Genomic DNA, 26,603 nt, shown 5'->3' on the forward strand with positions numbered 1-26,603 from the left:
GGTGGGGGGAGGGTGGGGGTGATGGTGCGGAGGATGAGGCGGAGGACCTCGTAGCGGGGGGCGGCCGTTTCGCGTTGGTAGGACCAACCGCTGTAGAGCTGTGCCCAGATGATGTTTTGGATCCACTCGGCGGGCAGTTCCGGGTCGATGGTGCCGTCGTGGTAGCCCCGCTCGACGACGGCCACGAACTCCGGGTCGCAGGTGCCCATTTCTGTCCACTCTGGACCGGTGAGCAGGCCCGGCTCGGCGAACATCAGCGAGAGCAGATCACCGAGCTCGAAGTATTCCTGGCACAGCCGGCGGATCGCGTCGCCACCCGTGCCCTCGCCCAGGCGCGCCCGCTCGGTGGCACGATTGAGCCGCGCCAATGTTTCCTCACCCACGGCCGCGATCAGTTCGGCCCGATCGGCGAAGTAGCGGTGCAGCGTGGTCCGGCCCACCTCGGCCGCCGTGGCGATGTCTCCGAGGGACGCGCCCTGATTACGCGCCAGCACCTCGATCGCGGCGTTGAGGATCGCCTGCCGGGTGCGCGCCCGCGCGCCGGACGCCTGTGCCTGGGTCACGTACGGAGAGTACCAACACCCCAGTTCGGAATATCACTTGACCAAAACGGAACATCAATGTTCCATAGAGGCATGCGCTTTCTGTTGGTATTCCTCCTCCCGCATCGCCGGGCGATGCTCCTGGGCCTGGTGCTGGGCCTGCTCGCCAACGCAGCGGGCCTGGCCACGCCAATGGTCACCAAATGGGTGCTCGACACGCTCGCCGCCGGCAACACGATGGGCCGCCCGCTCGGCGCGTTGCTGGCGCTGGTCGTGATCGGTGCGGCCATCACGCTGTGGCAGTGGCGCATGCTCGGCGCGCTGGCCGAGCGCATCGTCCTGGACGCCCGCGCCCGCGTCATCGACCGCTTCTTCCGCGCCGAGGTGCTCGACCTGCAGAAACGGCCCACCGGCGAGCTGGTCACGCGGGCCACATCCGACACCGGGCTGGTGCACGCCGCTTCCAGCAGCGTGATCGGGCTGATCAACGCGTCCATCTCGTTCGTGGGCACGCTGGTCCTCATGGGCGTGCTCGACCTGGTCCTGCTGGGCTACACGGTCGCCGCGGTCGTCATCGTCGGCACGCTTATGGGCCTGCTCATGCCCCGCATCGCGAAGGCGGAAGCGGCCGCGCAGGACTCGATCGGCAAACTGGGCGGCGCGCTCGAGGGCGCGCTGCGCGCCATCCGCACGGTCAAGGCCAGCCGGGCCGAGGTCCGGCAGAGCTCCCGGATCATCGCCGACGCCCGCGACGCCGCCGCGCACAGCGTGACGGCCGCCCGCGTCACCGCCACGGTGTGGACCATCGCGTGGACCGGCATACAGCTGGCCGTCATCGCGATCCTCGGGATTGGAGCGTGGCGCGCCCACGCCGGCCTGCTGGAGGTGTCCAGCCTGATCGCGTTCCTGCTCTACGCGTTCCAGCTGATGGGGCCGATCAGCGAGCTGACACAGAACTTCACCGCGCTGCAGTCCGGAATCGCGGCCGCCGGGCGCATCCGCGAGGTGGAGGCGATTCCGGTCGAAGCGGCGGAGTCGGCCAAAACAGTGTTGCCGCAAGGCGTACCAGATGAGATTTTGGTTTTTGAAGGGGTTTCCGCGAGGTATGCGGCGGACACTCCGCTCGCGGTGCGCGACATCAACCTCGCCATCCCGCGGATCGGCCACACGGCCATCGTCGGCCCGTCGGGCTCCGGCAAGACCACGCTGTTCTCACTGATCCTGCGCTTCCTGCAGCCGCAGAGCGGGCGGATCCGGCTCGATGGCCGCCCGTACGAGACCTACTCGCACGAGCAGGTGCGCGCCCGGCTGGCCTATGTGGAGCAGGAGACGCCGGTCGTGCCCGGCACGATCCGCGACAACCTGCGCTTCACCCATCCCGACGCGACCGACGCCGAGCTGTTCGCCGTGCTGGAGGCGGTGCGCCTGGACCTGAAGGTTGCCGCGCTGCCCGAGGGGCTGGACACCTCGCTCGCCTCGACCGAGGTCTCGGGCGGCGAACGCCAGCGCATCGCGCTCGCCCGCGCCATGCTGCGCACGCCCGACATCCTGCTGCTCGACGAGGCGACCGCGCAGGTCGACGGGCTCACCGAGGCCGCGCTGCACGACTGCATCCGCGAGCGGGCCGCCACCGGCGCGGTGATCACGATCGCGCACCGGCTGTCGACCGTGCTCGACGCCGACCGGATCATCGTGATGGAGGACGGGCGCATTCGCGCTCAGGGCACACACGACGAACTGCTGGAAAGCGACGACCTCTATCGCCGGCTCGTGGAGGCCCTGCGGATCGCGCAACAGGTCGCACCCGTGGGTTAATCCCCTTGCTGCTGCGCCTTTTTCGCGGCCTCCTCGGCGGCCGTGCCCGGACGCGCGCGGGCCACCCAGCCCTCGATGTTTTTCTGGAAGGCACGGGCGACGCCCAGCGCGCCGGGCGGCACGTCCTTGGTGATCACCGAGCCGGCACCGGTGTAGGCGCCGTCACCGACCTCGACCGGCGCGACGAAGATCGTGCCGGAGCCGGTCTTGACGTGGTCGCCGATGCCCGTGGGGCTCTTGGTCGCGCCGCTGTAGTTGGCGAAGATGTTGCCCGCGCCGATGTTGGTGTGCTCGCCGATCGTGGCATCGCCCAGATAGGACAGGTGGTTGGCCTTGGTGCCCTCGCCCAGGGTCGAGTTTTTGACCTCGACGAACGTGCCGACCTTGGCCTTGTGCAGCAGCACCGTGCCGGGCCGCAGCGAGGCGTAGGGCCCGACGCTCACCGACGGGCCGATCTGCGCGCCCACCGCGTGGGCCCGCACCACCGACGCGCCCTCGCTCACGGTCGTGTCGACCAGCGTCACGTCGGGGCCGATCGTCGCGCCCTCGCCGACCTGGGTGGCCCCGCGCAGCTGCACGTTGGGCTCGATCACGGCGTCGCGCGCGACCGACGCGGTCACGTCGATCCACGCCGTCTGCGGGTCGATGATGGTCACGCCCTCGCGCATCAGGGCCAGGTTGACCCGGTCACGCATCAGCCCGCGCAGCACGGCCAGCTCGGCGCGGTCGTTGGCGCCCAACGTCTCGGCCGGATCGTCGGCCACGTGCACCGCGACCGCCGCGCCGTCCTGCACGAGCAGACCGAACACGTCGGTCAGGTATTCCTCGCCCTGATCGTTGTGGGACCCGAGCCGGCCGAGCGCGGGCTCAAGGTAAGACGCGTCGAAGGCGTAGATCCCGGCGTTGATCTCGCGGATCTCCCGCTCGGCCGGGCTCGCGTCGCGCTCCTCCACAATGCGCGCCAGCCTGCCGTGCTCATCGCGCACGATCCGGCCCAGGCCCGCCGGGTTGCCCACCGACGCGGCCAGCACGGTCGCCGCCGCGCCCGAGCGCTCGTGCCGCTCGACCAGCTCCCGCAGGGTCTGTGGGCGCAGCAGCGGCACGTCGCCGTTGAGCACGATCACCGTGCCCTTGATCCCGTCGGGGAGGGCCACGCGCACCGCGTGCCCCGTGCCCAGCTGCTGCTCCTGCAGCATGGGCACGGCCTGCGGCGCGATCTCGGCCAGGTGCGCGGTGACCAGGTCGGCGCGGTGGCCGACCACGACGATCGTCTGCTCGGCGCCCAGCGGCGCGGCCGCGGCAAGCACATGCCCCACGAGCGATCGCCCGAGGAGCTGATGGAGCACCTTGGGCTGGGCCGACTTCATTCGCTTGCCCTCGCCCGCGGCCAGGACGATCACCGCGCTCGTCATGCTCGGGCGCCAGGACTCGAACCTGGAAAATGGGCTCCAAAGGCCCACGTGTTGCCGATTACACCACGCCCGATCGTGTGCGCAGCCAGCTTAGCGGGTATCGGATGCTGCGTGAAAACTGATAGCCGTTTACCCTGTCAAACCGACGGTTCCGTAGGTTACGGTAGCGTAAGTGAAGCTCCCGGATATCAGCGAGGCGCGATGACCACCGAAACCCTTCAGACCTCGGTCACCACCACCCCAGCTGTGGAAGCCGGCCAAGGGCCCAAGCCGCTCACCGAGGGCAAGCAGAGCCTCGGCATCCTGATCGGCCTGTGGTCGTTCGTCGTGCTCCCCTTGGTCGCCCTCGTCGCGGCGATCCCGATCGCGTGGGGCGGCTGGCTGGGCTGGACGGATGTCGCGCTGTTCATCCCGCTGTATTTCATGTCGGGTCTCGGCATCACCGTGGGCTTCCATCGATACCTGACCCACAGCTCTTTCAAAGCCACTCGCTGGCTCCGCGTGACGCTGGCCGTCGCGGGCAGCATGGCCATCCAGGGCTCGCCGACGCAGTGGGTGGCCGACCACCGGCGCCACCACCAGTTCTCCGACCTGGAGGGCGACCCGCACTCGCCGTGGCGCTTCGGTGAGTCGATGTGGGGGCTGACCAAGGGGCTGTTCCACGCGCACGTGGGCTGGCTGTTCGCCCGCGACCTGTCCAACCGTGCCCGCTTCGCCCCCGACCTTGTCGCCGACAAGGACATCGAGAAGGTCGACCGGCTGTTCCCGTGGCTTGTGCTGATCTCGGTCACGTCCCCGGCGGTCGTTGGTGGGCTGGTGACGATGTCGTGGCAGGGTGCGCTGACCGCGTTCTTCTGGGCCGGGCTCGTGCGCATCGGCCTGCTGCACCACGTCACCTGGGCGATCAACTCGGTCTGCCACGTCTACGGCGAGCGCCCGTTCGCGATGCGCGAGGGCGACCGCGCCTCCAACTTCTGGCCGCTGGCCATCCTGTCGTTCGGCGAGAGCTGGCACAACCTGCACCACGCCGACCCGACCAGCGCCCGCCACGGCGTGCTGCGCGGCCAGGTCGACATCTCGGCGCGGCTCATCTGGATCTTCGAGAAGCTGGGCTGGGCATCCAACGTGCGGTGGCCCAAGCCGGAACGGATCCAGGCAAAATTGCGCCCGTGACGCCGCCCGAGGATCCACCTGACATCACCAAACGCGGCCGGGTGCGGATGAGCTTCTCCCAGCGACGGGAGCAGCTCATCTCCGTTGGACGCCAGCTGTTTGCGGAGAAGGGCTTCGACGGCACGTCCATCGAGGAGATCGCCGGGCGGGCCAAGGTCTCCAAGCCGGTGGTTTACGAGCACTTCGGCGGCAAGGAGGGCATCTACGCCGTCGTGGTCGACCGCGAGGTCAACGCACTGCTGGAGCGGATCACGGGCGCGCTGACCGCGGGCCATCCGCGCGAGCTGTTGGAGCAGGCGGCGCTGGCCCTGCTGGACTACATCGAGCAGGAGACCAACGGGTTCCGCGTGCTGGTGCGCGAGTCGCCGGTCATGTCGGCCACCGGCAACTTCTCGTCCGTGCTCAACGACGTGGCCCATCAGGTGGAGCACATCCTGGGGGCGGAGTTCAAGCGGCGCGGCTACGACCCGAAGCTCGCCGAGCTGTATTCACAGGCGCTGGTCGGGATGGTGGCGCTCACCGGCCGCTGGTGGCTGGAGGTGCGCAAGCCACGCAAGGACGTCGTGGCCGCGCACCTGGTCAACCTCGCCTGGAATGGTCTGTCCCACCTGGACACCAAGCCGGAATTGCGTACCCGCAAGGCCAAGTGACTTAGACGTATATCGATTATACGATTCGACGTATGCGCATACGATTCCTATTCGCCGCCGTGGTCGCGATGCTGGCCATGAGCGCCTTGAGCGCGGCGCCGGCCTCGGCCGCGTCCGGTTGGATCTTCCACAGCGGCGGATACACCGACGAGGTCTTCGTCGAATACCCGTGCCTGGACAAGGGGTACGAACTGGTGACCGCCGGCGTCATCGCCGACTACCAGTGCCGACACAACCCCTCGACCCAACTGACCGATCTCTACATCGTCTACGGCCCGTGGACCTTCCACAGCGGTGGATACAACGACGACATCTTCTTCAACAACCCGTGCTTTGACACGGGACAGGCGCTGGTGGCCAACGGCAGCATCACCACGTTCAAGTGCCAGTGGGCCCCCAACACCGATCTGTCCGACCTCTGGATCATCGTCTGAAACCAGGAGTTCGCATTCACGGGGGCCTGGTCATTGCTCCTTGTGTTCCACGCCGGGGTGAGCGTGAATGACGTCGTGCTTGGTGGTCACCTTCCCCGCGATGGGGCCACGGCCACTGTGCCGGAACACGTCCTCGGCCTCCTCCTCTTCCTTCGTGCCGCGCCTGCCGTAGAGCCCGGCAAGCACCAGCACCGTGCCGATGAGGAACGACACGATGCACGTCGACACCTGGAAGTTGAGCAGGTTGGCGTCGGTCTGCAGCAGGACCAGCATGGCCAGTCCGGCGAGCCAGAACACGCCCCCGCCATACATGTTGAGGTAGTGCGCCGCATTGCCGCCGCGCAGCGCGCCCAGCACGACGATCGCCCCGACCACGATGGACAGCAGCGCGAACGCCAGGTTGGTGAGCAAACCCAGCGCCGTCGCCCCGTCCTCGTCGAACAGCGGGTCGCCCCATGTGAGCACGGCACCGACGATGCCGAAGATCAGGATATAAAAGCCCACCAGGCCGGCGAGGAACCGATAGAACCCGGCGAGCCGGTGATTGATCGGTAGGTGCATCTATCCAGTCTGGCAGCTGAAGCTCAGGCTCGGTGGGATTTCACATACATCCCCGCGGTGCCGAGCACCGACCCGATCACATAGGACACCACGCACGTCACGATCGTGAAGTTCAGGTAGTTGGTCTTCGCGTCGCCGATGAGCAGCAACATGACCGTGCCGGCCATCAGAAACCCGGCGCCCACCCACAGATAGGCGATGCGGTCCACGTTGCGCCCGATCACGGTGGCCAGCACGATCACCGCGCCGGCGACGACCGACAGATAGCTGAACGCGGGATTGGTCTTCAGGCCCAGCGCGGTCTCGTCGCCCGCACCATAGAACGGGTCGCCCTGGGTCGCGATCACCCCGACCACACCGAAGATCAGCACGTAGAGCCCGGCGAGCAGGCCGAGCGCGCGATAAAGCGGGCGGAGGTGGTGATTCACCGGGAAATGGAGGGACATGCGGGGCAGGTTATCAGCCGCCACGACGCGGTCGCGGTGCAGGCGGGGCAGCGTGGACAACCGCGCAAGGCGCTCCTTGCCCGCGCGTGGTGCCCGTCACGCGCCAATATCCTCGGCGAGGGTCAGCCACTCCTCCTCAAGCGCGGCTCTCTCCTGCGCGAGGTCCCGCAGGGCCGCGTCGAGCGAGGCCACCTTGCCGTAGTCGGTGGCGTTTTCGGCCATCTCGGCGTGCAAGCGGGCCTCGCGGTCCGCCAGTTTGGATAGCGACCGCTCCACGCGAGCCAGATCCTTCTTCGCCTGCCGTGAATCAACGCCCCGTTTGGCGGGCTTCGCGACGGGCTCGACCGGAGTGTCCACAAGGGACAGATATTCGTCCACTCCGCCCGGCAGGTGGCGCAGTTTCCCGTCGCCCAGCAGCGCGTAGACCTGGTCGCACACGCGCTCCACCAGGTACCGGTCGTGCGAGGCGACGATCATCGTGCCCGGCCAGGTGTCGAGCAGGTCCTCCAGCGACGCGAGCGTGTCGGTGTCGAGATCGTTGGTGGGCTCGTCCAGGATCAGCACATTGGGCTCGGTTGCCAAGAGCCGCAACAGTTGTAGCCGTCGGCGCTCGCCACCCGAGAGATCCGCGACGGGTGTCCACACGCGACGTTCGGTGAACCCGAAAACCTCCGCCAGCTGGGCCGCCGACAGCTCCCGATCGCCGAGCCGCACCCGCTTCGCGACCTCCTCCACGGCTTCCAGGAGTCTCTTGGACAAGGGCAGCTCGCCCAGCTCCTGCGACAGAAACGCGGGCTTGACCGTCTTACCGACAGTGAGACCATCGGTGTGACCCCTGACCAGCAGGCGCAGCAGCGTCGACTTGCCGGCTCCATTGGCCCCGAGGATCGCGATCCGATCGCCCGGACCGACGTGCCAGGTCACGTTGTCCAGGATCAGCTTCGGCCCGGCGTGCACGGTCACGTCTTCGAGGTCGTACACCTGCCGCCCCAGCCGGGCCGTGGCGAGCTTCGCGAGCGTGACCTCGTCGCGGGGCGGCGGCACGTCGGCGATGAGCGCGTTGGCCGCGTCAATGCGGAACTTGGGCTTGGACGTGCGCGCGGGAGCTCCGCGCCGCAGCCACGCGATCTCCTTGCGCAGCAGGTTTTGCCTTCGCGACTCTTTGACAAACGCCACGCGCTCGCGTTCCGCACGGGCCAGGGTCCACGCCGCGAAACCGCCCTCATATGCCCGCACCTGCTGGTCGGCGACCTCCCAGATGTGGTCGCACACCGCGTCGAGGAACCACCGGTCGTGCGTGACCACGGCGAGCGCCCCGCGCCAGCTCTTGTTGAGCCACTCGGCCAGCCAGTTGACCCCCGCGATGTCCAGATGGTTGGTCGGTTCGTCCAGGATCAGCAGGTCGGACGGGTGCACGAGCAGCGAGGCGAGCGCGATCCGCCGCCGCTCGCCACCCGACATCGGGCCCACGGGCTGGTCGAGCCCGAGCCCGCGCATGCCAAGCCCGTCAAGGATCTCGCGGATGTCGAACTGCCCGGCCCACTCGTGCTCCTTGTCAAACGTGCCCAGCACAAGCGAACGCACGGTCAAGGCCGGATCGAAGTCAACGCTCTGCGCGAGCATCGAGACGCGAAGGTCGCGCCGATGGGTGACCCGGCCCGAGTCGGGCTCCTCCACGCGGGCCAGCATTCGCAGCAGGGTGGACTTGCCCGCGCCGTTGAGGCCGACGACGCCCACCCGGTCGGCCTCATCCAGCCCGGCGGAGACCTCGGTCAGCAGCTGGCCCACCGGGCCGTAACCCTTGGCGACCCGGTCGAGATTCACGATGTTTGCCATATCGGGAGCTAGCCTACGCGCGCGCCTGGGACCGGGCCGTGGGCGAGCTGCACTTCGCGGCAGTCGCCATGCTCGCGCACCGCGTCGGCGATCTCGCCCGCGTGCGCCTCGTCATCGGCGAGGAAGACGCACGTCGGGCCACTGCCGGAGACCAGCGCGGCGTGCGCCCCGGCATCCCTGCCGGACTGAAGCGTCGTTTCCAGCTGCGGCATGAGGGAGACGGCCGCCGCTTGAAGATCATTTCCTAGTACCGCGCCCAGCGCCGCCGGATCGCGCTGGCGCAGCGCAGCGAGCAACCCGTCGGTGCTCCCCAGCGGCGCGCCGCCCTTGCCGGATGCCCGCAGCCGGTCGAGCTCCCGGTAAACGTCCGGAGTGGACAGCCCGCCGGCCGAGAACGCGATCACCCAGTGCCACCTGGTGGCCCGCGCGAGAACGGGATTGACCGTCTCGCCCCGGCCCGTGCCCAGCGCGGTGCCGCCGTAGAGCAGGAACGGCACGTCGGAGCCGAGCGTCGCGGCGATGTCGGCCAGGTCGGCGCGGCTGAAACCGGTATCCCACAAGGAATCGCACGCGACCAGGGTGGCGGCGGCATCGGCGGAACCGCCCGCGAGACCGGCCGCGATCGGGATCTGCTTGCGCAGGTGCAGCCGCGCCTTGGGCTCGACCTTGGCGGCCGCGGCGAGCGCCCGCGCCGCCCGGATCACCAGGTTGCGGTCGTCGAGCTCGATCTCACCGACGCCCTCGCCCTGCATGGTGAGCGTGAGCGCGTCGCCCGCGCGGGCGGTGATCTCGTCGTACAGCGAGACGGCGTGATAGACCGTATGCAGTTCGTGGTATCCGTCCGGGCGCAGCGGCCCGACGCCCAGATGCAGATTGATCTTCGCGGGCACGCGCACCCGCACCGGACCGACGGCCAGCTGCCCGTCCTGGTCGAGTGCCCACGCCTCTGTCACCGCAAAAGCCTAACCCTGGCAAGATCAGTGAAGTCAGCCACGTCCAGCTGTTCGCCGCGCGCACCGGGATCGATGCCCGCCTGGCGCAGCAGCCGTTCGGCCTCGGCCGCGCCGCCCGCCCACCCGGCCAGCGCGGCGCGCAGGGTCTTGCGCCGCTGGGCGAACGCCGCGTCGATCACCTCGAACACCGCCTTGCGCGGCACGTCCGAAGCAGGCGGCTCCCGCCGGGCGAACGCGACCAATCCACTGTCCACATTGGGCACCGGCCAGAACACCGCGGGCGGGACGCGCCCGGCCAGGCGGGCGTCGGCGTGCCAGGCGAGCTTCACGCTCGGTACACCATAAATTCGGGAACCAGGCTTGGCGGTCAGCCGGTCGGCGACCTCTTTCTGGACCATCACCAGGCCTTGGCGGATCGTCGGCAGCGCGGCCAGCAGGTGCAGGATCACCGGCACCGCCACGTTGTAGGGCAGGTTGGACACGAGCGCGGTGGGCGCGGGATCGAGGCCGTCCACCTTGAGCGCGTCGACGTTGTGCACGGTCAGATTGGCCGGATGGCCGCACGTCTCACCCAATGCCGTGGCCAGCTTGGCGTCGATCTCCACCGCGTGCACATGCCGCGCGACCGGCAACAGCCCCAGCGTGAGCGAGCCCAGGCCCGGACCCACCTCGACCACGACATCGTCTTCGCGCAACGAGGCCGCGGACACGATGCGGCGGATCGTGTTCGGGTCGTGCAGGAAGTTCTGCCCGCGCTTCTTTGTCGGCGCGACGCCCAGCCGCTCGGCCAGTTCCCGGATCTCGGCGGGGCCGAGCAGCTTGGTCATGAAGTCAGATCCACAGCCGGCCCAGCCACATGCGCCGGCTCCAGTCCGTGGTTGGGATCGACTCGCCCGCGAAGATCGGATAGAAGTAGGCGAAGTTGAGCGCCACCAGCAACACGAACAGGCCCAGGATGACCGTGCCCGTCATCAGCCGCGACTCGTCGTGCAGCGCGCCTCGGGGCGAGGTCATGATCGCGCCCAGCACATAGACCACGGCGAGGATGAGGAACGGCTCGATCGGGATGGCGTAGAAGTAGAACATCGTGCGGTTGTCGAAGTAGAACCACGGCAGGTACGTGAACGCGATCATGAGCAGGATGGCGCCCGCCCGCCAGTCGCGCCGGGCGACGCCGAACCAGATCGTCGCCACGATCGCCGGAATGAAGCTCCACCACAGCAGCGGCGTGCCCAGCAGCACGACCTCGGCCGAGCAGGCGGCCGCGCCGCACGGCAGCGTGTTGACGAAGAAGAACACGACAGGACGGCCCAGCAGCAGCCACTGCCAGGGGCGCGACTGGTAGGGATGGGTGGCGTCGAGCCCATTGTGGAACTTGAACGCTTCCTCGTGGTAGTGCCAGAGATTCTGCAGCGCGCCCAGGATCGGGACTTCGTTGCCGCCCGTGTCGCGGGTCCAGTGCCGGAAGTAGCCGGTGTCGGAGAGGAACCAGCCGGTCCACGTCGCCAGGTACACCCCGATGATGATCACTGGGAACAGGACCAGCCAGCCGAGCTCGTCGAGGATGGTGTCGATCACGGGCTCGCGCACCCCGGCCGTGCGGCGGGCGCCGATCTCCCACCACACGATGAGGATCAGGAACGCCGGCACGACGAACAGCGCGCTCCACTTCACGCCCGTGGCGCAGCCGAGCAGCGCGGCCGACGCCAGGCGCCACCACGGCACGGCAAACGGGGGCCGGTGCGAGCGGCCCCGCTTGGCCGGATCGCCGCCGGACGCGATGAACATGGCCCAGCGCCGCCTGCGCTGATCGCGGTCGAGCAGCAGCGCGCCGAACGCGGCCAGGATGAAGAACATGAGGAAGATGTCGAGCAGCGCGCTGCGCGACAGCACGAAGTGCGCGCCGTCGAACGTCATCAGCAGGCCGGCGGCACAGCCGAGCACGGTCGAGCCGAACAGCCGCCGGGCGATCCGCGTGATCATGAGCACAGACAGGATGCCCGCGACGGCCGCGCCGATCCGCCAGCCCAGCGTGTCGTAGCCGAACGCCTTGATGCCGAACGCGATCATCCACTTGCCCAGCGGCGGGTGCACCACATAACCCGGGGAGTTGTTCTTCTCGTCCCACTCGACGAGGTGGGTGAGCATGTCATACGCGTCGTTGGCGTAATAGACCTCGTCGAATATCTCCTGATTGGGGTGGCGGATGTTAATCAGGCGAAGCGCACTTGCGATGAATGTGACAAGCAGGGCCCACAGCCACGAATACGGGTCGAAGCGCCGATCGAGGGGTGCCAGCCGCTCCTGAACCGCGGCCATCACGCTCGACTTCACTGGGGTCGCCGTAGTCGTCACGGCTTGGATCGTAGTCTGCGAAGCTAGGTGACACATCTATGTGGGAGTCTTCATGCTCGTACTCTGCGGCGCGCCGCTCGGAAACCCGGCCGACGCGTCCGCCCGGCTGCGCGAGGTGCTCGCCACGGCCGGCATCGTGGCCGCCGAGGACACGCGCCGGCTGACCCGGCTCGCCCACGACCTCGACATCACCATCACCGGGCGGGTCGTGTCGTATTTCGAGGGCAACGAGCAGGCGCGAACCGGGGGTTTAGTGGAAGCGCTCAAGGACGGCACCACCGTAGCGTTGATCACGGATGGTGGCATGCCCAGTGTGAGCGACCCCGGATTCCGACTCGTCGCGGCCGCCGTCGAGGCGGGCATCCCGGTGACGTCCGTGCCCGGCCCCAGCGCGGTGACGACCGCGCTCGCGCTGTCGGGCCTGCCGCCTGATCGCTTCATCTTCGAGGGCTTCCTGCCGCGCAAGCCGGGTGCTCGCCGGGCTCATTTGCAGGGCCTGGCAAGCGAGCCCCGCACGATGGTGTTCTTCGAGGCGACGCATCGGATCGCGGACACGCTCGACGACATGGCCGCGGCCTTCGGGCCCGACCGGCGGGCGGCCCTGTGCCGGGAGCTCACGAAGACGTACGAGGAGGTCGTCCGGGGTGCGCTCAGCGAACTGCCGCGCGAAGTCAAGGGAGAGATCACGCTGGTCGTCGCCGGAGCGTCCCCCCGGCGCCCCGACGACGACCAGCTGCGGGCCGAGATCGCGGCACTCCTGGAGGAGGGAGTGTCCAAACGCGACGCCGCCCTGCGCGTGGCGGAGCAGCACGGGCTGTCCAAACGCGATACCTACCGGCTTACCGTCTCGGGGTGAACGAGGCGTCACCATGGGCCGAACAGCCGCTCTCCGTTCGACGAGATCGCCTGGCACATCTCGTCGAGCGGCACGCCCTTGACCCCGGCGAGCGCGCGCACCGTCACCGGGATCAGATAGGAGGCGTTGGGCCGCCCGCGATAAGGCATCGGGGTCAGATACGGCGCATCGGTCTCCACGAGAATATTTTCCAGGGGGGTACGCAGTGCGGCCTCGCGCAACTGGGGAGCGTTCTTGAACGTGACCGTCCCGGCGAAGCTCAGCGTGAAACCGCGCCGCACGCACTCGGCGGCGAAGTCGGCGTCGCCCGAGAAGCAGTGCATGACGACATCGCCCGGTGCGCCTTCGTCGTCGATGACGCGCAAGATGTCGGCGTGTGCGTCCCGATCGTGCACGACCAATGGCTTGCCCACCCGCTTGGCGAGTGCGATGTGCGCGCGGAAGCTGTGCTCCTGCGCTGCTCGCCCGTCCGGCTGGGTGCGAAAATGGTCCAGCCCCGTCTCGCCGATCCCGCGCACCCGCTCGTGCCCCGCCAGCTCGGCGATCCGGCCCAGCGCGGCGTCCACATCGGACTGTCTCGGTGCGTCGTTCGGATGCAGCGCAACGGTCGCGACCACCGCCTTGTGCGCGGTGGCAAGCGAAACGGCCCACTGCGACGACCCCACGTCGACGCCCACCTGCACGAGCCGGTCCACCCCCACCTTCGCGGCCGCCTCGATCTGCCGCGCCACATCCCACTCCACGATGTCCAGGTGCGTGTGGCTGTCGAGCACCGGCGACGGCAACGCCTCCGGCTCAGGCGGCAATCCCTCGGGTATCACCCCCACATGATCCCACCACCGACGCGGACGACGGGACCGATCCGGCTCAGCGCGATCGCCGATTCGGAGCAATGTAGACTTTCCCGCCGTTCGACCTGTGCAAGGTGAAGATCAGGCACCGTACCCTCATTCGGGAGAACCCGTGCACTTCCGCTCGCTGGACGATCCGGTCCGCGCATGCATGGTCCAGGAGCTCGACGCGGACATCGCGGCCGGTCGCGTCTATCTGAGCCGCCGGCTCACCGAGACCGGAGCCGCACGCTGGCCGGCCCTGCTGCACGAGGCACTTTCCCAAGGCACCCCGGCATCATTGGCCGCCGCCCTGCGCGCCGAAGGGTTGTTACACACGTCGGAATCCAAGCGCCGCAACGGTCGCGTCTTCATCAGCGACGTCCCCGAATCGGCCGCGCTTACCCTGGCGGAAGGTGAATACAACAGATTCTATATCCGTGGGGTCTGCATGCGCGCCATAGCGGAAGGCCGCAAGGTCACGGTTTACCGGGCCAAGGCCGTCCCCGTGCCCCGATCCTCGTCCGAGGCCCTCATCGGCACCACTGTCGATCCGGCCGCACTGCTTGAAGATCTCCGCGGCAACCCCGGCAGCGGATCGAAGCTCGGCATCCCACCCGGCCCCAACTCGGGGGTCAGCGTGTTCATCGGGTAGCGAGCGCGGGCATGTTCCAGCCGCCCGCGAGCCGTGACGGGTGGACGTTCCCGCCGCCGGCGGCACGATCAGAGGACCTTCAGGCCCGGGACGATGGCACGCGCTCAACTGTCGGCGGAAAACGGCACGGTTGCCGGCGGGCATCGGACGCCGCGTGTTCAGCGGATGTTCACATTGTCGGCTTACCGTTACACAGCGTGACGCTCATCAATGAGATCGTGACCACGACGGTGGTCGTCGACGGGGTGTCGTATCCGGCCGAGCCCGTCGCGGGGGGCGCGGCATACGAGGTGTTCAGCGAGGTGCCCGCGCCCGGTTTCCTGCGCATGCTGGCACCCGGCCGCTGGCCCTATCACCGCTTCGTCCCGTCAGAGGAGACGGGCGTCGAGACCGTCCTGCGCGCACCGGTGCGCCGGGGCATGAGCTGGGAGTCTATCCACAGGCTGAGCCAGAGCCCGCCGCGCGACGCCGCGAGCGCCGAGTTGGTCGCGGGCGTGCGCGCGACCGCCACCGTGCGGCGCGGCACCCGCATGGTCAAGCCGCTCACCGCGCGCGGTGTGACGGCCGTGCTCAAAGGCCACCTGCCGCATGGGTTTTGCTACCGCGAGTGGGACGTCGCCCACCTGCGCACACCGCTGGAACAGTCCATCCTGACCGGCGACGCGGCCGGCGAGGCGGCCTACCTGCTGCGCTGGCGGGCCATCGATCCGAGCGACTACCACGTCCCGACCGGCCCGGCGATCGCGGGCCTGGTGGCCATGCCACCACACGACCGGGTCGGCGCGCCCGTGCTGGGCACCGGCTTCACGCCGAGCGCCGCCGAGCTGATCCCCGAGTGGATCACGGCGGACTTTGCCAACCTGCCGCTGCCGGCAAACGCCGCTCTGGTCGCCTATGCGGCCGACGGGACGGAGATTGTGTTGTACGCCTTCCAGCCCGAGCAGCGTGGCTGGGTGCGGATGGTCGGTCCGCAATGGCGGCACCTGGCACCCGACGACCGCGAATACGTGCCGATTCCCCCGGGCGAGCAGAGCTCCCGCCTCGTGGGCATGTTTCGCGGGGAGGAATACGACGCGGTGGCCGACCCGCCCGACGAGTTCCGCGTGCTGGCGATGAACCGGGCCGCGCGCTATCCGGTCGAGTCGCTGCTGCGGCGCACCCGCTATGCCCGCTGGCGCGGGGCACTGGCCACCGTGCTCACGCAGGAGTCGTCGTGGACGCGGCTGCGCCTGTGCCGGCCCGACCCGGCCAACGTGGCCGCGCTCGGCGCCCAGTGCTATGAGCGCGGCGTCTATGAGGTGTGGGCGCCCACCAATGAGGTGGACACCCACACCGCTAACCTCAACTACTCAGTCTAGCCAGCTCATCGTCCACAATGGACGGATCCAGCTTCTTGAACACCGGCGTGGGCGGTGCGATGGGCGTGCCGACCGTGATCGGCGTGGACTCCCACACGCTCGCCTCCGACACGTAATCACCGGTCAGGATCGGGTAACCGGGGCCACCGTCCAGGTCGGACACCTCGACTATCTGCGGCATCGGGGCCTTCACCCCCGTACCTCCCAAAAGATTGTGAATCTTTTGGGAAGCGTGTGGCAGGAACGGTGTCAGCAGCGTGTTGCAGTCGTTGATGGCCTGCAGCACGGTGTGCAGGATCGTGCCCAGCCGCTCCGGGTCGTCCTTGATCTTCCACGGGGCCTGGTCGGACAGGTATTTGTTGGCCGCGCCCACGACCCGCATCGCCTCGGTGATGGCCGCCTTCTGCCGGTGCGCCTCGATCAGCTCGCCGACGGTCTTGAACGCGCCCTTGACCTCCGCCAGCAACTCCTTGTCGGCGTCTGTCAGGGGCCCGACGGCCGGGACCTGTCCAAAGTTCTTGGAGGTCAGCGCGAGCGAGCGGTTGACCAGGTTGCCCCAGCCGGCCACGAGCTCGTCGTTGTTTCGCCGCAAGAACTCCGACCACGTGAAGTCGGTGTCGGTGGTCTCCGGCCCGGCCACGGCGATGTAGAAGCGCAGCGCGTCGGGTCCATAGCGCTCCAGGAAGTCACGCACATAGATGACCACCCGCCGGGACGACGAGAACTTGCGCCCCTCCACGGTCAGGTATTCCGACGACACGACCTCGGTCGGCAGCGCGAGCGTCCCGTAATCCCCCGGGTCGGCGTTGTAGGCGAGCAGCTCGGCGGGCCAGATCTGCGAGTGGAACGTGATGTTGTCCTTGCCCATGAAGTAGTAGGAGCGCGCGGCCTCGTTCCACCAGGCGTGCCAATCATTGCCGGTCCGCCGGCCCCACTCGATCGACGCCGACAGGTAGCCGATCACCGCGTCGAACCACACATACAGCCGCTTGTTGGGGTTGTCTTCCCAGCCGGGCAGCGGCACCGGAATGCCCCAGTCGATGTCGCGGGTCATCGCGCGCGGCCGGATGTCGTCGAGCAGGTTGAGCGAGAACTTCAGCACGTTGGGCCGCCAGCCCTCGCGGCTGCGCAGCCACTCGCCGAGCTGCTCGGCCAGGGCCGGCAGGTCGAGGAAGAAGTGCTTGGTCTCGACGAACTCCGGCGTCTCACCGTTGATCCGGGAACGCGGATTGATCAGATCCTGCGGGTCGAGCTGGTTGCCGCAGTTGTCGCACTGGTCGCCACGCGCGCCGTTGTAGCCGCAGATCGGGCAGGTGCCCTCGATGTAGCGGTCGGGCAGGGTCCGCCCGGTAGACGGCGAGATCGCGCCGTGCGTGGTTTTTTCGATCATGTATCCATTGCGGTGCACGACCTTGAACAGCTCCTGCGCCACGATGTAGTGGTTGCGGGTCGTGGTGCGGGTGAACAGGTCGTAGCTCAGCCCGAGCGCCGCGAGATCCTCGACGATCACGCGGTTGTAGCGGTCGGCCAGTTCGCGCGGGGTGACGCCCTCCTTCTCCGCCTCGACGAGGATCGGTGTGCCGTGCTCGTCGGTGCCGCTGACCATGAGCACGTTGTGCCCGGCCATCCGCATGTAACGGCTGAAGACGTCGGAAGGGACTCCAAAACCGGAAACATGGCCGATGTGTCGCGGGCCGTTGGCGTACGGCCAGGCGACAGCCGAGAGAACGTGACTCATAAGCAATGAGCCTAGTAGGCGGCCGAGCGGCGGCAAGAGGAGGCGGCGCGGCCTTGAGCCAGGCGCAACTCGGAGGTAAACCAACTTCCTCCCGGTTAGGGCCGCTTTGCAAAGGCGACCGGGGCCAACCGCGCAGCGCCGAGGCGAGACCGCTGCACCCTCGAACACAGTGCTCTCGGCGCGCCCACTGGGTTAAACCCGACTCACTAGGGTCAAATTGGTCTTTATGCCGGAAAACAACCCATGGTCTCCTCCTGCCTGGCTCGGAGAGCCCTCGAACGCGCCTCAATCCGAGGAGCCTTTCACCCTCCCGGCGCAGGAGGTCCCGCGCGACCTGTGGTTCCCCGCGCGCCCGCAGGAGCGGCCGGCCCCGAAGCCGGCCAGGCGGCCGCGCTCGCTGGCCTTCGCGCTCCCGTTCATCATCCTCTTTGGACTGCTCAGCGCGTTCTTCAGCTGGGTGAGCGCGGAACCGCTCTGGCTCGCGGTCGGCCACGGCACCTCGGGCACGGCCACGGTCACCCGCTGCGTCGGCGAGGGGATGACCCGGCGCTGCCTCGGCGATTTCACCGCGCGCGAGTTCGCCGTCACCGGGATCAGCGTGCTCGGCCTGGTCGACGCGACGCCGGGCACGACGGCACGGGCGCACATGGTCAGCGAGCGCAGCCAGCGCGCCTACGCCGGGGGTGGCGGGTTCGTGCTGCGCTGGCTGCCGGGATTGACCCTCGTGATGCTGTGCGGGCTGGCGATCGCGATGGTCACGGGGGTGCGGTGGCTGACCGACCGGCGCGAGCGATGGGCCGCGTTCGGCGTGAGCATGGCCGGCCCCTTCCTCGTCACCGTGGGATTCCTGGCCGCGTCGTTTTAGATCGCGGCGATCGCGGCGGCCACGAACAGGATCTGCTCGAGGATCCGCGGCACCAGCGGGGTGGCCGGCCGCCCGCCGAACGGGACCTTGCGCCGCGCGGCCGACACGTTGGCCGGGAACATCGCCACCATGAGCAGTGCCAAACAGCCGGCCGCCCATGGAGCCGTGGCCGGGATCAGCAGGCCGACCGCGCCGGCTATCTCCAGCACACCCGTGATGGTGACGAGGAGATCGGGCCGGGGCAGGCTCGGCGGGACCATGGCGATCAGGTCGGCCCGCATCTTGGGCACGAAGTGGGCAGAGGCGGTCACGAGGAACATGAGTGCGAGCCCACCGCGCAGCGACTCCGCCCAGGGGAGGCCGAACAACTTCGACACGGCGAATCCGGAAACGAGGGCGATCAGTGGGGCCATGTCAGGCATGCTATCTTGTCAGTGCCAAGTTTGGGGTGTGACGTGCGACAACAGCCATACCATCACGGGGATCTGCGGCGGGCGCTGCTCACCGAGGCGGTCACGGTGATCGGCGAGTCGGGTCCGCATGCGGTGAGCCTGCGCGATCTCGCGCGCCGGACGGGGGTGTCACATGCCGCTCCACAACACCACTTCGGAGACAAGGCAGGGCTCCTGACCGCGATCGCCGCCGAGGGTTTCGAACTGCTCGCGCGATCCCTGGAGAGCGCGGGCGACGACCTGCTCGACGCGGGCGTGGCCTATGTGAGGTTCGCGACCTCGCATAAGGCCCACTTCGAGGTCATGTTCACCCCCGCGCTCTACCACGCCGACTCGCCGGAGGTCGCCGCCCCACGCGAGCGCGCGGGTGAGGCGCTCGCGGCGCGCGCCCCGAAGCGCCGCGAGGCCCGCCTCGCGGCATGGTCGATCGTGCACGGCTTCGCCACACTCTGGCTCTCCGGCGCCCTCACCGACATCGGCGACGACCCCGCGGCGGCGGCACGACCGGTGATTCGGTTGCTCTTGCGCTAGCGACCGGTGGTCCGGTGCGCAATGAGCCGGAACACGCAGTCCATCCGGCCGCCACGGGGCCCATGCTAGGGAGCCGCCAAAGCCTCGGTCGGCGATAGGCGGGAGGCACGGATGGCCGGATACAGGCCGGCAATCCCTCCAATGACGACGGTCGCGCCGATGCCCCCGGCCGCCGCCCAAGCGGGGATCACCGCCGGCCAGCCCTGATACAGCGCATAACCCGTGGTCACCGCGGCACCGAGCAGCACACCGCCCAGCCCGCCGAGCAACGAAAGCAGCAGCGATTCGGCGAGGAACTGCGTGCGCACCTGGCCCCGGGTCGCCCCCAGCGACCGGCGCAGACCGATTTCCGCACGCCGTTCGAGCACCGAGATCACCATGGTGTTGGCCACCCCGACCCCGCCGACCAGCAGCGCGACCGCACCCAGGCCCAGCAGCAGACCGGTGAACGTCTTGCCGGTCGCCTGCTTCGCCGCGAGCGCCTCGGACGGGCGCGACACGTCGACCTCGTTGGCCGCGCCCGGGTTGGCCGTGGCGGCGAGCACGTCCCGCACAGCGGTCACCTGGTCGTCGTCGCAACGGGTGTAGACGGTCGTCGCGTGGCCGTCGAAGTCAAGATGGTCCTGCGCCGCGGGCCAGCCGATGAGGGCAGCCGTGTCCAACTCCGGCGCGAGCGGGATGGGGTCGAGAATGCCGACGACGACGAACCACTCACCGCCGATCAGGATGCGCACCTCGGGCGAGGCGTGCCCGATGCCCAGCCGTTGCGCCGCAGTGGATCCGAGCACCGCAGCGGGGTACCGCTCAATGGCGGGATTGAGCCACGTTCCACTTCGGACACTCGCGCCAATGGTTTCGGGCAACGTTATCCGAGCCGCCAATGCGGACAGTCCGTTGGTCTGCGGCGCCGGGATCCGGTCGGAGCGATAGACCTTGGCGTCCGGGATCCGCCCGACCGCCGACACCGCCGACACCGGACCGATCCGCCCGATCATCGTTTCGGCCTCCACCGGCAATCTCGCGTTGTCGCCGAAGAACGTGCGCCCCGGCGAGGCCGTCAACAGGTTGGTGCCCAGCGCGGCCAGCTGCCGGTCGAGTTCGGCCCGCGACGATGACGAGATCCCCACGACAGCGACCATCGCCGCGATCCCGATCGCGATGCCCAGCGCGGACAGGAACGCCCGCAACGGTCTGGTCCGCAGACCTGACCCACCGACGCGGATGACGTCCCCTAAACGCATGCGTGCGGGCTTCACTGCACCACCCGCCCATCGAGCATGTGGACCCGCCGCGGCAGCGAAGAGGCGATCTGCTGGTCATGCGTGATGACGATGACCGTCGTTCCGGCGTCGTTGAGCTCACGCAACAACAGCATCACGCCCTCACCCGAGGCGGAGTCGAGATTGCCGGTCGGTTCGTCGGCCAGCAGCAGTGGCGGGCGCCCGATCACCGCGCGGGCGATGGCCACGCGCTGCCGTTCGCCTCCCGACAACTCGTGCGGTTCGTGATCCCAGCGATGGCCCAGCCCCACCCGCTCCAGCGCCTCCATCGCCCGCCTGCGCCGCTGTTTCAAAGGAGTGCCCGAGTAGAGCAACCCATCGGCGACGTTGTCCACGACCGGCACCCGTGGCGCGAGGTGAAACTGTTGGAACACAAAGCCGATCCGGGTCGCGCGCAGCGCGGACAGCTGCCGGTCGGACAACCGCGCGACGTCATGCCCGTCGATGAGCACCCGGCCGTCGGTCGGGCGGTCGAGCGTGCCCAGCACGTGCAGCATCGTCGACTTGCCCGACCCCGAAGGACCCACGATCGCGGCCAGCTCGCCCGTGCCGATCTTCAGGCTGACCCCGGCGAGCGCGGTGACGCCGCCCGGGTACACCTTGGTCACGTCCGATACCTCGATCATTTTGGCATCCCGACGGTCATGCCTTCGGCCACATCCGGGCCCGAGACCTCGACGTGCCCGCCCGCGAACAGGCCGGTCTCCACGCGCACATAGCGGCTCGCCGCGCCGTCGACGACCTCCACGCCATATCCGCCTTCGGCGAGCGCCACAAGCGCCGCGACCGGCACGGCCAGGACGCCCCGGCGTTCATTCACCGTGAACTCGATGTCGACCGCGGCGGCGTCGAAGCCCTCGGCCGCTTTAGGATCGGCCAGCGAGATGATGGCCTCCAGCCGCGTCTGCGACTGCTGCCCCTGACCGGACGGCGCCTCAATCACGCTGTAGACCTTCTCCACCTTGCCCGAAACGCTTGCGCCGCTTGGCATTTCAATTTTCACGTGGGTACCCGGCACAGCCATGCGCTGATCGGCCACGTCCAGCCGCGCGGTGACCAGGCGGGTGATGCCCGTGTGCGTCAGCAGCGCCTGCCCCGCCTGGGCCGGCTGGCCCAACTCCAAGCGCAGCGTCTCCACCCGGATCGCCTCCGACACGAACACGACCCGGCCCAGCTCCACCCGGCCCGTCTCCGGCAGTCCCAGGTCCTCCTGCCACTCGCGCACCGCATCGGCCGTGCCCGACGTGAACTCCTCGTCCACGCTGAACCCCGTGTAGCCCAATGCCCGCAGGGCCGTTTCGAGCTGCCTGACGTCCGCGCCCTCGGTGCCCGTCCCGAGCGGTCGATAGGCTGGCTCCGCGCCATAGAGCAGCACCACCGGGTGGCTGTCCACCTCGTACAGCACCTGCCCCTGCTGGATCACCGACCCCGCGACGGGCAGGCTGGTGACGGTCCCCGGAATCCGGTTGATCAGCGAGCTGGCGGGGCCGTGGCCCAGGTCCCCGGTCACCTCCTCGGTCGCGCGCAGATCCTGCCTCGTGACCTTCGCCGTGTTCGGCGGGAGCTGCTTTTCCCATGATGCGGCACCGGCCGTGGGCCGATTGGCGACTACAAATCCAGCGGCCCCGGCCACGAGCACCGCCAGCGCGAGCGGGACGATCCAGCGCCTCACCGCGTGCCCGCCTGCAGCAGCGACTGGCACTTCTCGCGCGCCGCGGGGAAGTCCGGATCCGACGCGAGGGACGGGTCGATGCGGATCGCACCGTCCTGCGGGTCGGGGAAGCTCGCCACCCCGTTGTCGCGCATGCACTGGGCGAACTTGCGCTGCGCCTCCTGCTGCTGCGGGTTGCCGCCCTGGCCGCCCTCGCCGAACGGCTGGAACTCCTTGCACGCCTGCATCGCCGCCTGCACCTTGGCCTGGTCCGTACCGGGGCCGAAGCGCATCTGCACCCGCCCGGTGGCCGGATCGGGGTCAGGCACCTCCACGCCCTTCTCGCGCATGCACTGCACCCACTTGAGCGCCTTCTCCTGCTGGCTGAGCGCACTGCTCGCAACCGGGTGCGGGGACGTGCTCCCGCCAACCGAGGCGACCCCGTTGTTGTTGCCTTGCTCACCACCGCAGCCTGTGACCGCGAACAGCAGCGCGATCGTTATGACCTTCCGTTTCATGGCTGGCAGTCTTGGTGGGGCCCGGTTTCCCCGGCGTTATCGCACCCGTTAACGCCGAAGAAACAAGCCCGGGCAGGAAGGTGTACCCATGCGGGTTCTAGTGGTCGAAGACGAGCGCGTGCTCGCCGAGGCGATCGCCGAATGGCTGCGCGACGACGCTCACGCGGTCGACATCGCGCTCGACGGCGACGCCGCGCTGCAACGCCTCGGCGTCAACGACTACGACGTGGTAGTGCTCGACCGGGACCTGCCCCGGGTGCACGGCGACGACGTGTGCCGGGCGCTGGTCGAGGCGCAGTCGCCCGCGCGGGTGCTCATGCTCACCGCCGCCGCCGAGATCGGTGATCGGGTGGCCGGGCTGCACCTGGGCGCCGACGATTACATGCCCAAGCCCTTCGCGTTCCCGGAGCTGGCCGCCCGCGTGCTCGCGCTGGGCCGCCGATCCCGCCCGGCGGTCCCGCCCGTGCTGCGCCGTGCCGGGATCGTGCTCGATCCGGGGCGGCGTCAGGTCGCGCGCGATGGCCGATACCTCCCACTGTCCAAAAAGGAGTTCGGGGTGCTGGCGGAGCTGATGCGCGCCGACGGCGCGGTCGTCTCGGCCGAGCAGTTGCTGGAGAAGGTGTGGGACGAGCACACCGACCCGTTCACCTCGGTGGTCCGCATCACCGTGCTCAAGCTGCGGCGCAAGCTCGGTGATCCGCCGGTCGTGGAAACCGTTGCGGGCGTTGGATACCGGATCCCATGAGGCGCCCACGCCCGACGCTGCGGCTGCGTCTGACGCTCGTCTACGGCGGGCTGTTCTTCGCCGCATGGATCGTCCTGTTAGGAGTGACCTACGTCCTGGTCGACTCGAAACTGCCGCGCGGTGTCAAGATCCTCACCACGACGGGCGAGCAGTCGCGGCCCGTGCTCAGGACGGCCGACGGCGAGGTGCTCAATGCGACCGAGGCCGTGCGCTACTTCAGCGACGAGCAGGCCCAGCTGCGTGAGGAGTCGCTGTCCCTGCTGCTGACCCAGGGCGGGATCGCCATGCTGGTCATCGGCAGCGTGTCCATCGCGTTCGGCTGGCTCGTGGCAGGCCGGGTGCTCGGGCCGCTGCACCGGGTCACCGACACCGCCCGGCGCATCGCCAATGCGCAGATCGCCGACCGCAGCCTGCACGAGCGGATCGCCCTGGACGGGCCCGACGACGAGGTCAAGGAGCTGGCGGACGCGTTCGACAGCATGGTGCACCGGCTGGACCAGTCGTTCGATGGCCAGCGCCGGTTCGTGGCCAACGCCTCGCACGAGTTGCGCACGCCGCTGACCCTCAACCGGGCACTCGTCGAGCTCGCCATGCATCGCAAATCGGCCTCGGCGGACGTCAAGCAGCTGGGCGAGTCGCTGCTGGAAATCAACACCCGGCACGAGCGGCTGATCAACGGGCTGCTGCTGCTCGCACGCACCGAAAACGAGATCGTCGAGCGGGTGCCGGTGGACCTCGCCGACGTGGTGACACACGTTGTGGCGCAAGCGGATCGGGCCGGGATCACGGTGCGGGAGGAGCTCGCGGCCGCGCCGACCGCGGGCGACCCGGTGTTGCTGGAACGGTTGGTACAAAATCTTATCGACAACGCTATCCGGCACAACACGCCTTCCAACGGCTATGTCCGGGTGATGACGCGGGTTCGCGGCGGCTCGGCCGAGCTCGAAGTGCGCAACAGCGGGCCGGTCATCGCGCCATACGACATCCCCACGCTGTTCGAGCCGTTCCGGCGGCTCGACACCGACCGGCTCGTCACGACGGGCGGCGCCGGGTTGGGCCTGTCCATCGTGCGCTCGGTGGCGCGTGCCCACGGCGGCGCGGTCACCGCCACCCCACGCGAGGGCGGCGGCCTCGTGGTGGCCGTGACTCTGCCACTGACCGGGTGACAGCATCGGTCCGCGGCAACCAGGACGACCGCGCAGAAGCTCCAGATCAACCCGCGATGGCCGCGTGGTGCTCCGACGCCGGGCGGCAGCACCTGCTTGAGCCGTTGCCGCCGGGCGCGCCCCCTTGTCCGATCCTCGCCGAGCGCGGCCCTGCGCGCGGTCACACGGGTCGCGCTCGACGAGGTCTGGTCGGCGTTGCGCTGCCGGCCGGAGGCCTAAACCACCACGCCGTCGATCTGTAGCGTTTGGACGGACGCGGCCGCGAACGGCACGACCACGCGCTTGTTGCTGACCCGCATGTCCGACCGCGCGGTGTACCGGTCCGAGCTCGCCGGCACGGTCGACCACCGGGGCACGACACCGTTGGTGCCGCCGCTCACCTGGCTGAAGCGGGACAGGTCGAAGGTGAGGGTCTGCGCGGCGCCCGTGTTGACCGCGACGATGACCAGGCGGCGTGCCGCCGGGTCGTAGGCCGCGGCCGCGTAGCCCACACCCGTGTCGATGACCCGCATGCCCGGCTTGATGTGCCGCGTGAATTGGGCCAGCACATAATATTTCGTCTCTACCGCGCCCGCGCGCAAGGTGTTGGCGTCGTATCGGATGGCGCCCCAGCCCGCGGTCGGATCCATCACCTGCCAGTAGCACCACGCGGTCGGGTGCAGCCAGCGCCAGTCCAGGCACAGGTTGCGAGCGGTGGTGATGCCGGTGCCGTCGCTGTCGCCGTGCTCGGAGTTCCAGAGGATCTTGCCAGCCGACCGGGCCTGGTTGTAGACCAGGTCGCGGCGGCCGCCCGCGCCCTGGTACCCGTGCACGTTGATCTGGCGCACGAGGGCCCTGGTGGCGGTGTCGAAGCTGTTCCAGGTGCTGACGGCCTGGTCGTAGAGGGACTCGTCGGAGGCGGAGATCAACACTGCGGACAGGCCCTGCCGGTCCAGCTCGGTGCGCATGTGTGCCAGCACGCTGCGCTGCGTGGTCGGGTCGATGTGGCAACCCTCCTGGGTCCCGTCGGCCCGCCACCAGTTCGCGGACGGCTCGTTGAACGGGTCGACGGTCCGGAAGGTCACGCCCCAGTTGTCGCGCGCCCGGCGTGCCGTGACCGCCAGGTGCAGGGCGTGCTGGCGATGGTTCCACGATTGCAGGTTGAGCCCGCCGTTGGCAGCGCCGGACGGGTTGTGGTTCAAGCACATCCACCACATCGGGGAGTTGGCGAACAGCTCGCTCATAGCACCCCGCTGGGTGGCCTTGACCAGCATGGCGCGCTGCTTGACGTCGACGTTCCAGTTCCACGCCGTCGAGTTGGGGTCCTCGTTGCGCCAGTCCTGCCAGAAGCCCTCGATCTGCTTGAACCGTGGGATGTTCGGCGAGGCCACCATGGTTTCGCCGTTGACGCTGTTCCAGCTGCAGGCGCCGAGGTTGTAGCGCGCGATGTTCAGGCCGAGGCCCGGCAGGTTGGTGCCGTTGTAGGACACCGTGTTGGTGGTGAAGAAGATGTCGGCGAAGTCGTCGCGATCGCCGAACACGTTGGCCCACCAGGCTAGCGAGGTCCCCCAACCCTGCCACGCGCCGAAGTCCGCGCCGGGGTTGATGGCGATGGTGGCGTCGGCACGCGCCGCGCCGTCCGCCAGCGCGCTGCCTACAGCACCCGCTCCTGCCGCCGCGAGGACGGTTCTCCGTGTAACCACGACTCCTCCTGTCAACACGATCGAAACACACCACATCGTCAGACGTCATTGGAGCGGTGTCAAGGACTTCGTCAAAGGGTTGGAAAAAGCCTCCCTCTA

27 protein-coding genes and 1 tRNA gene are annotated in these 26,603 nt (G+C 68.8%); 11 read left to right on the forward strand and 17 right to left on the reverse strand.

The window, feature by feature from the left end; all coding sequences use genetic code 11:
- The coding region (locus tag DM816_RS14750) for a TetR/AcrR family transcriptional regulator (RefSeq protein ID WP_162907484.1) at positions 1–563 on the reverse strand (563 nt) is incomplete at its 3' end.
- Between the two features lie 72 nt (positions 564–635).
- Between DM816_RS14750 and DM816_RS14755 the strand changes: the two genes are divergently transcribed.
- Complete coding sequence (locus DM816_RS14755; protein WP_117210804.1) at positions 636–2,357, forward strand: ABC transporter ATP-binding protein; 1,722 nt, start codon at positions 636–638, stop codon at positions 2,355–2,357.
- On the opposite strand, the gene glmU is transcribed toward DM816_RS14755, so the two are convergent.
- Both glmU and DM816_RS14765 read right to left on the reverse strand, forming a co-directional pair.
- Complete coding sequence (glmU, locus tag DM816_RS14760; protein ID WP_117210805.1) at positions 2,354–3,769, reverse strand: bifunctional UDP-N-acetylglucosamine diphosphorylase/glucosamine-1-phosphate N-acetyltransferase GlmU; 1,416 nt, start codon at positions 3,767–3,769, stop codon at positions 2,354–2,356. The genes DM816_RS14755 and glmU overlap by 4 nt on opposite strands.
- Before the next feature lies 1 nt (position 3,770).
- A tRNA-Gln gene (locus DM816_RS14765) sits at positions 3,771–3,842 on the reverse strand.
- A gap of 128 nt (positions 3,843–3,970) precedes the next feature.
- Between DM816_RS14765 and DM816_RS14770 the strand changes: the two genes are divergently transcribed.
- The 3 genes from DM816_RS14770 to DM816_RS14780 are packed head-to-tail and all read left to right on the forward strand — an operon-like array spanning position 3,971 to position 6,026.
- Positions 3,971–4,942 carry an acyl-CoA desaturase gene (locus DM816_RS14770; RefSeq protein WP_117210806.1) on the forward strand — a complete coding sequence of 324 codons (972 nt, stop codon included), beginning with the start codon at positions 3,971–3,973 and terminating at the stop codon, positions 4,940–4,942.
- A gap of 47 nt (positions 4,943–4,989) precedes the next feature.
- Positions 4,990–5,592 carry a TetR/AcrR family transcriptional regulator gene (locus DM816_RS14775; protein ID WP_117210835.1) on the forward strand — a complete coding sequence of 201 codons (603 nt, stop codon included), beginning with the start codon at positions 4,990–4,992 and terminating at the stop codon, positions 5,590–5,592.
- Between the two features lie 32 nt (positions 5,593–5,624).
- Positions 5,625–6,026 (forward strand): hypothetical protein, encoded by a 402-nt coding sequence (locus DM816_RS14780; RefSeq protein WP_117210807.1) that lies wholly within the window; start codon positions 5,625–5,627, stop codon positions 6,024–6,026.
- A 30-nt stretch (positions 6,027–6,056) separates the two neighbouring features.
- Here the strand turns inward: DM816_RS14780 and DM816_RS14785 are convergent, their stop codons facing one another.
- The 6 genes from DM816_RS14785 to DM816_RS14810 form a co-directional block, all read right to left on the reverse strand.
- The gene (locus DM816_RS14785) at positions 6,057–6,587 is read right to left on the reverse strand and encodes a DUF4383 domain-containing protein (protein WP_117210808.1); all 531 of its coding nucleotides are present in this window, start codon (positions 6,585–6,587) and stop codon (positions 6,057–6,059) included.
- A gap of 23 nt (positions 6,588–6,610) precedes the next feature.
- Positions 6,611–7,033, reverse strand: a complete 423-nt coding sequence (locus DM816_RS14790) for a DUF4383 domain-containing protein (protein ID WP_117210836.1) — start codon at positions 7,031–7,033, stop codon at positions 6,611–6,613.
- A 96-nt stretch (positions 7,034–7,129) separates the two neighbouring features.
- Entirely contained in the window at positions 7,130–8,869 is a 1,740-nt protein-coding gene (locus DM816_RS14795) for an ABC-F family ATP-binding cassette domain-containing protein (protein ID WP_117210809.1), read from the reverse strand.
- Between the two features lie 8 nt (positions 8,870–8,877).
- A complete protein-coding gene (locus tag DM816_RS14800; RefSeq protein ID WP_117210810.1) occupies positions 8,878–9,822 on the reverse strand; it encodes a 4-(cytidine 5'-diphospho)-2-C-methyl-D-erythritol kinase in 945 nt (314 codons plus the stop codon).
- The gene (rsmA, locus tag DM816_RS14805; protein ID WP_117210811.1) at positions 9,819–10,649 is read right to left on the reverse strand and encodes a 16S rRNA (adenine(1518)-N(6)/adenine(1519)-N(6))-dimethyltransferase RsmA; all 831 of its coding nucleotides are present in this window, start codon (positions 10,647–10,649) and stop codon (positions 9,819–9,821) included. The genes DM816_RS14800 and rsmA overlap by 4 nt, the downstream gene beginning before the upstream one ends.
- A 4-nt stretch (positions 10,650–10,653) precedes the next feature.
- Positions 10,654–12,177, reverse strand: coding sequence for a dolichyl-phosphate-mannose--protein mannosyltransferase (locus tag DM816_RS14810; RefSeq protein WP_246001946.1), 1,524 nt, complete (start codon positions 12,175–12,177; stop codon positions 10,654–10,656).
- A 52-nt stretch (positions 12,178–12,229) separates the two neighbouring features.
- Here DM816_RS14810 and rsmI point away from each other — a divergent pair, with 52 nt between their 5' ends.
- Positions 12,230–13,033, forward strand: a complete 804-nt coding sequence (gene rsmI / locus DM816_RS14815; RefSeq protein ID WP_117210838.1) for a 16S rRNA (cytidine(1402)-2'-O)-methyltransferase — start codon at positions 12,230–12,232, stop codon at positions 13,031–13,033.
- A gap of 8 nt (positions 13,034–13,041) precedes the next feature.
- On the opposite strand, the gene DM816_RS14820 is transcribed toward rsmI, so the two are convergent.
- A complete protein-coding gene (locus tag DM816_RS14820) occupies positions 13,042–13,806 on the reverse strand; it encodes a TatD family hydrolase (protein WP_425455243.1) in 765 nt (254 codons plus the stop codon).
- A 190-nt stretch (positions 13,807–13,996) separates the two neighbouring features.
- Between DM816_RS14820 and DM816_RS14825 the strand changes: the two genes are divergently transcribed.
- Complete coding sequence (locus DM816_RS14825; RefSeq protein ID WP_117210812.1) at positions 13,997–14,518, forward strand: hypothetical protein; 522 nt, start codon at positions 13,997–13,999, stop codon at positions 14,516–14,518.
- Positions 14,519–14,715: 197 nt separating this feature from the next.
- A complete protein-coding gene (locus DM816_RS14830; protein WP_117210813.1) occupies positions 14,716–15,876 on the forward strand; it encodes a hypothetical protein in 1,161 nt (386 codons plus the stop codon).
- On the opposite strand, the gene metG is transcribed toward DM816_RS14830, so the two are convergent.
- A complete protein-coding gene (gene metG / locus DM816_RS14835; RefSeq protein WP_117210814.1) occupies positions 15,860–17,614 on the reverse strand; it encodes a methionine--tRNA ligase in 1,755 nt (584 codons plus the stop codon). The genes DM816_RS14830 and metG overlap by 17 nt on opposite strands.
- A 226-nt stretch (positions 17,615–17,840) precedes the next feature.
- Here metG and DM816_RS14840 point away from each other — a divergent pair, with 226 nt between their 5' ends.
- Positions 17,841–18,479: a hypothetical protein gene (locus DM816_RS14840; RefSeq protein WP_117210815.1), complete on the forward strand. Its 639-nt coding sequence runs from the start codon at positions 17,841–17,843 to the stop codon at positions 18,477–18,479.
- Here DM816_RS14840 and DM816_RS14845 read toward each other — a convergent pair.
- Positions 18,476–18,892, reverse strand: coding sequence for a DoxX family protein (locus DM816_RS14845; RefSeq protein WP_117210816.1), 417 nt, complete (start codon positions 18,890–18,892; stop codon positions 18,476–18,478). The genes DM816_RS14840 and DM816_RS14845 overlap by 4 nt on opposite strands.
- A 42-nt stretch (positions 18,893–18,934) precedes the next feature.
- On the opposite strand from DM816_RS14845, the gene DM816_RS14850 reads away from it, so the two are divergent.
- The gene (locus DM816_RS14850) at positions 18,935–19,462 is read left to right on the forward strand and encodes a TetR/AcrR family transcriptional regulator (RefSeq protein WP_117210817.1); all 528 of its coding nucleotides are present in this window, start codon (positions 18,935–18,937) and stop codon (positions 19,460–19,462) included.
- A gap of 65 nt (positions 19,463–19,527) precedes the next feature.
- On the opposite strand, the gene DM816_RS14855 is transcribed toward DM816_RS14850, so the two are convergent.
- From DM816_RS14855 to DM816_RS14870, 4 genes are read right to left on the reverse strand one after another with little or no spacing between them, the layout of a single operon-like run.
- Positions 19,528–20,703, reverse strand: coding sequence for an ABC transporter permease (locus DM816_RS14855; protein WP_117210818.1), 1,176 nt, complete (start codon positions 20,701–20,703; stop codon positions 19,528–19,530).
- An 11-nt stretch (positions 20,704–20,714) separates the two neighbouring features.
- Positions 20,715–21,368, reverse strand: coding sequence for an ABC transporter ATP-binding protein (locus DM816_RS14860; protein WP_117210819.1), 654 nt, complete (start codon positions 21,366–21,368; stop codon positions 20,715–20,717).
- Positions 21,365–22,414 carry a peptidoglycan-binding protein gene (locus DM816_RS45245; RefSeq protein WP_117210820.1) on the reverse strand — a complete coding sequence of 350 codons (1,050 nt, stop codon included), beginning with the start codon at positions 22,412–22,414 and terminating at the stop codon, positions 21,365–21,367. Before DM816_RS45245 ends, DM816_RS14860 begins: the two co-directional genes overlap by 4 nt.
- The gene (locus tag DM816_RS14870; RefSeq protein ID WP_117210821.1) at positions 22,411–22,911 is read right to left on the reverse strand and encodes a hypothetical protein; all 501 of its coding nucleotides are present in this window, start codon (positions 22,909–22,911) and stop codon (positions 22,411–22,413) included. Before DM816_RS14870 ends, DM816_RS45245 begins: the two co-directional genes overlap by 4 nt.
- Before the next feature lie 88 nt (positions 22,912–22,999).
- On the opposite strand from DM816_RS14870, the gene DM816_RS14875 reads away from it, so the two are divergent.
- Together DM816_RS14875 and DM816_RS14880 are read left to right on the forward strand one after the other, a co-directional pair.
- Entirely contained in the window at positions 23,000–23,656 is a 657-nt protein-coding gene (locus DM816_RS14875; protein WP_117210822.1) for a response regulator transcription factor, read from the forward strand.
- Positions 23,653–24,822: a sensor histidine kinase gene (locus tag DM816_RS14880; RefSeq protein ID WP_117210823.1), complete on the forward strand. Its 1,170-nt coding sequence runs from the start codon at positions 23,653–23,655 to the stop codon at positions 24,820–24,822. The genes DM816_RS14875 and DM816_RS14880 overlap by 4 nt, the downstream gene beginning before the upstream one ends.
- A gap of 215 nt (positions 24,823–25,037) precedes the next feature.
- Here DM816_RS14880 and DM816_RS14885 read toward each other — a convergent pair whose 3' ends face one another.
- On the reverse strand, positions 25,038–26,504 hold the full coding sequence (locus DM816_RS14885; protein ID WP_117210824.1) for a glycoside hydrolase: 1,467 nt from the start codon (positions 26,502–26,504) through the stop codon (positions 25,038–25,040).
- Positions 26,505–26,603: the final 99 nt, after the last annotated feature.

Origin of the sequence: Allorhizocola rhizosphaerae (assembly GCF_003426775.1) — a bacterium.
GTDB lineage: Bacteria > Actinomycetota > Actinomycetes > Mycobacteriales > Micromonosporaceae > Allorhizocola > Allorhizocola rhizosphaerae.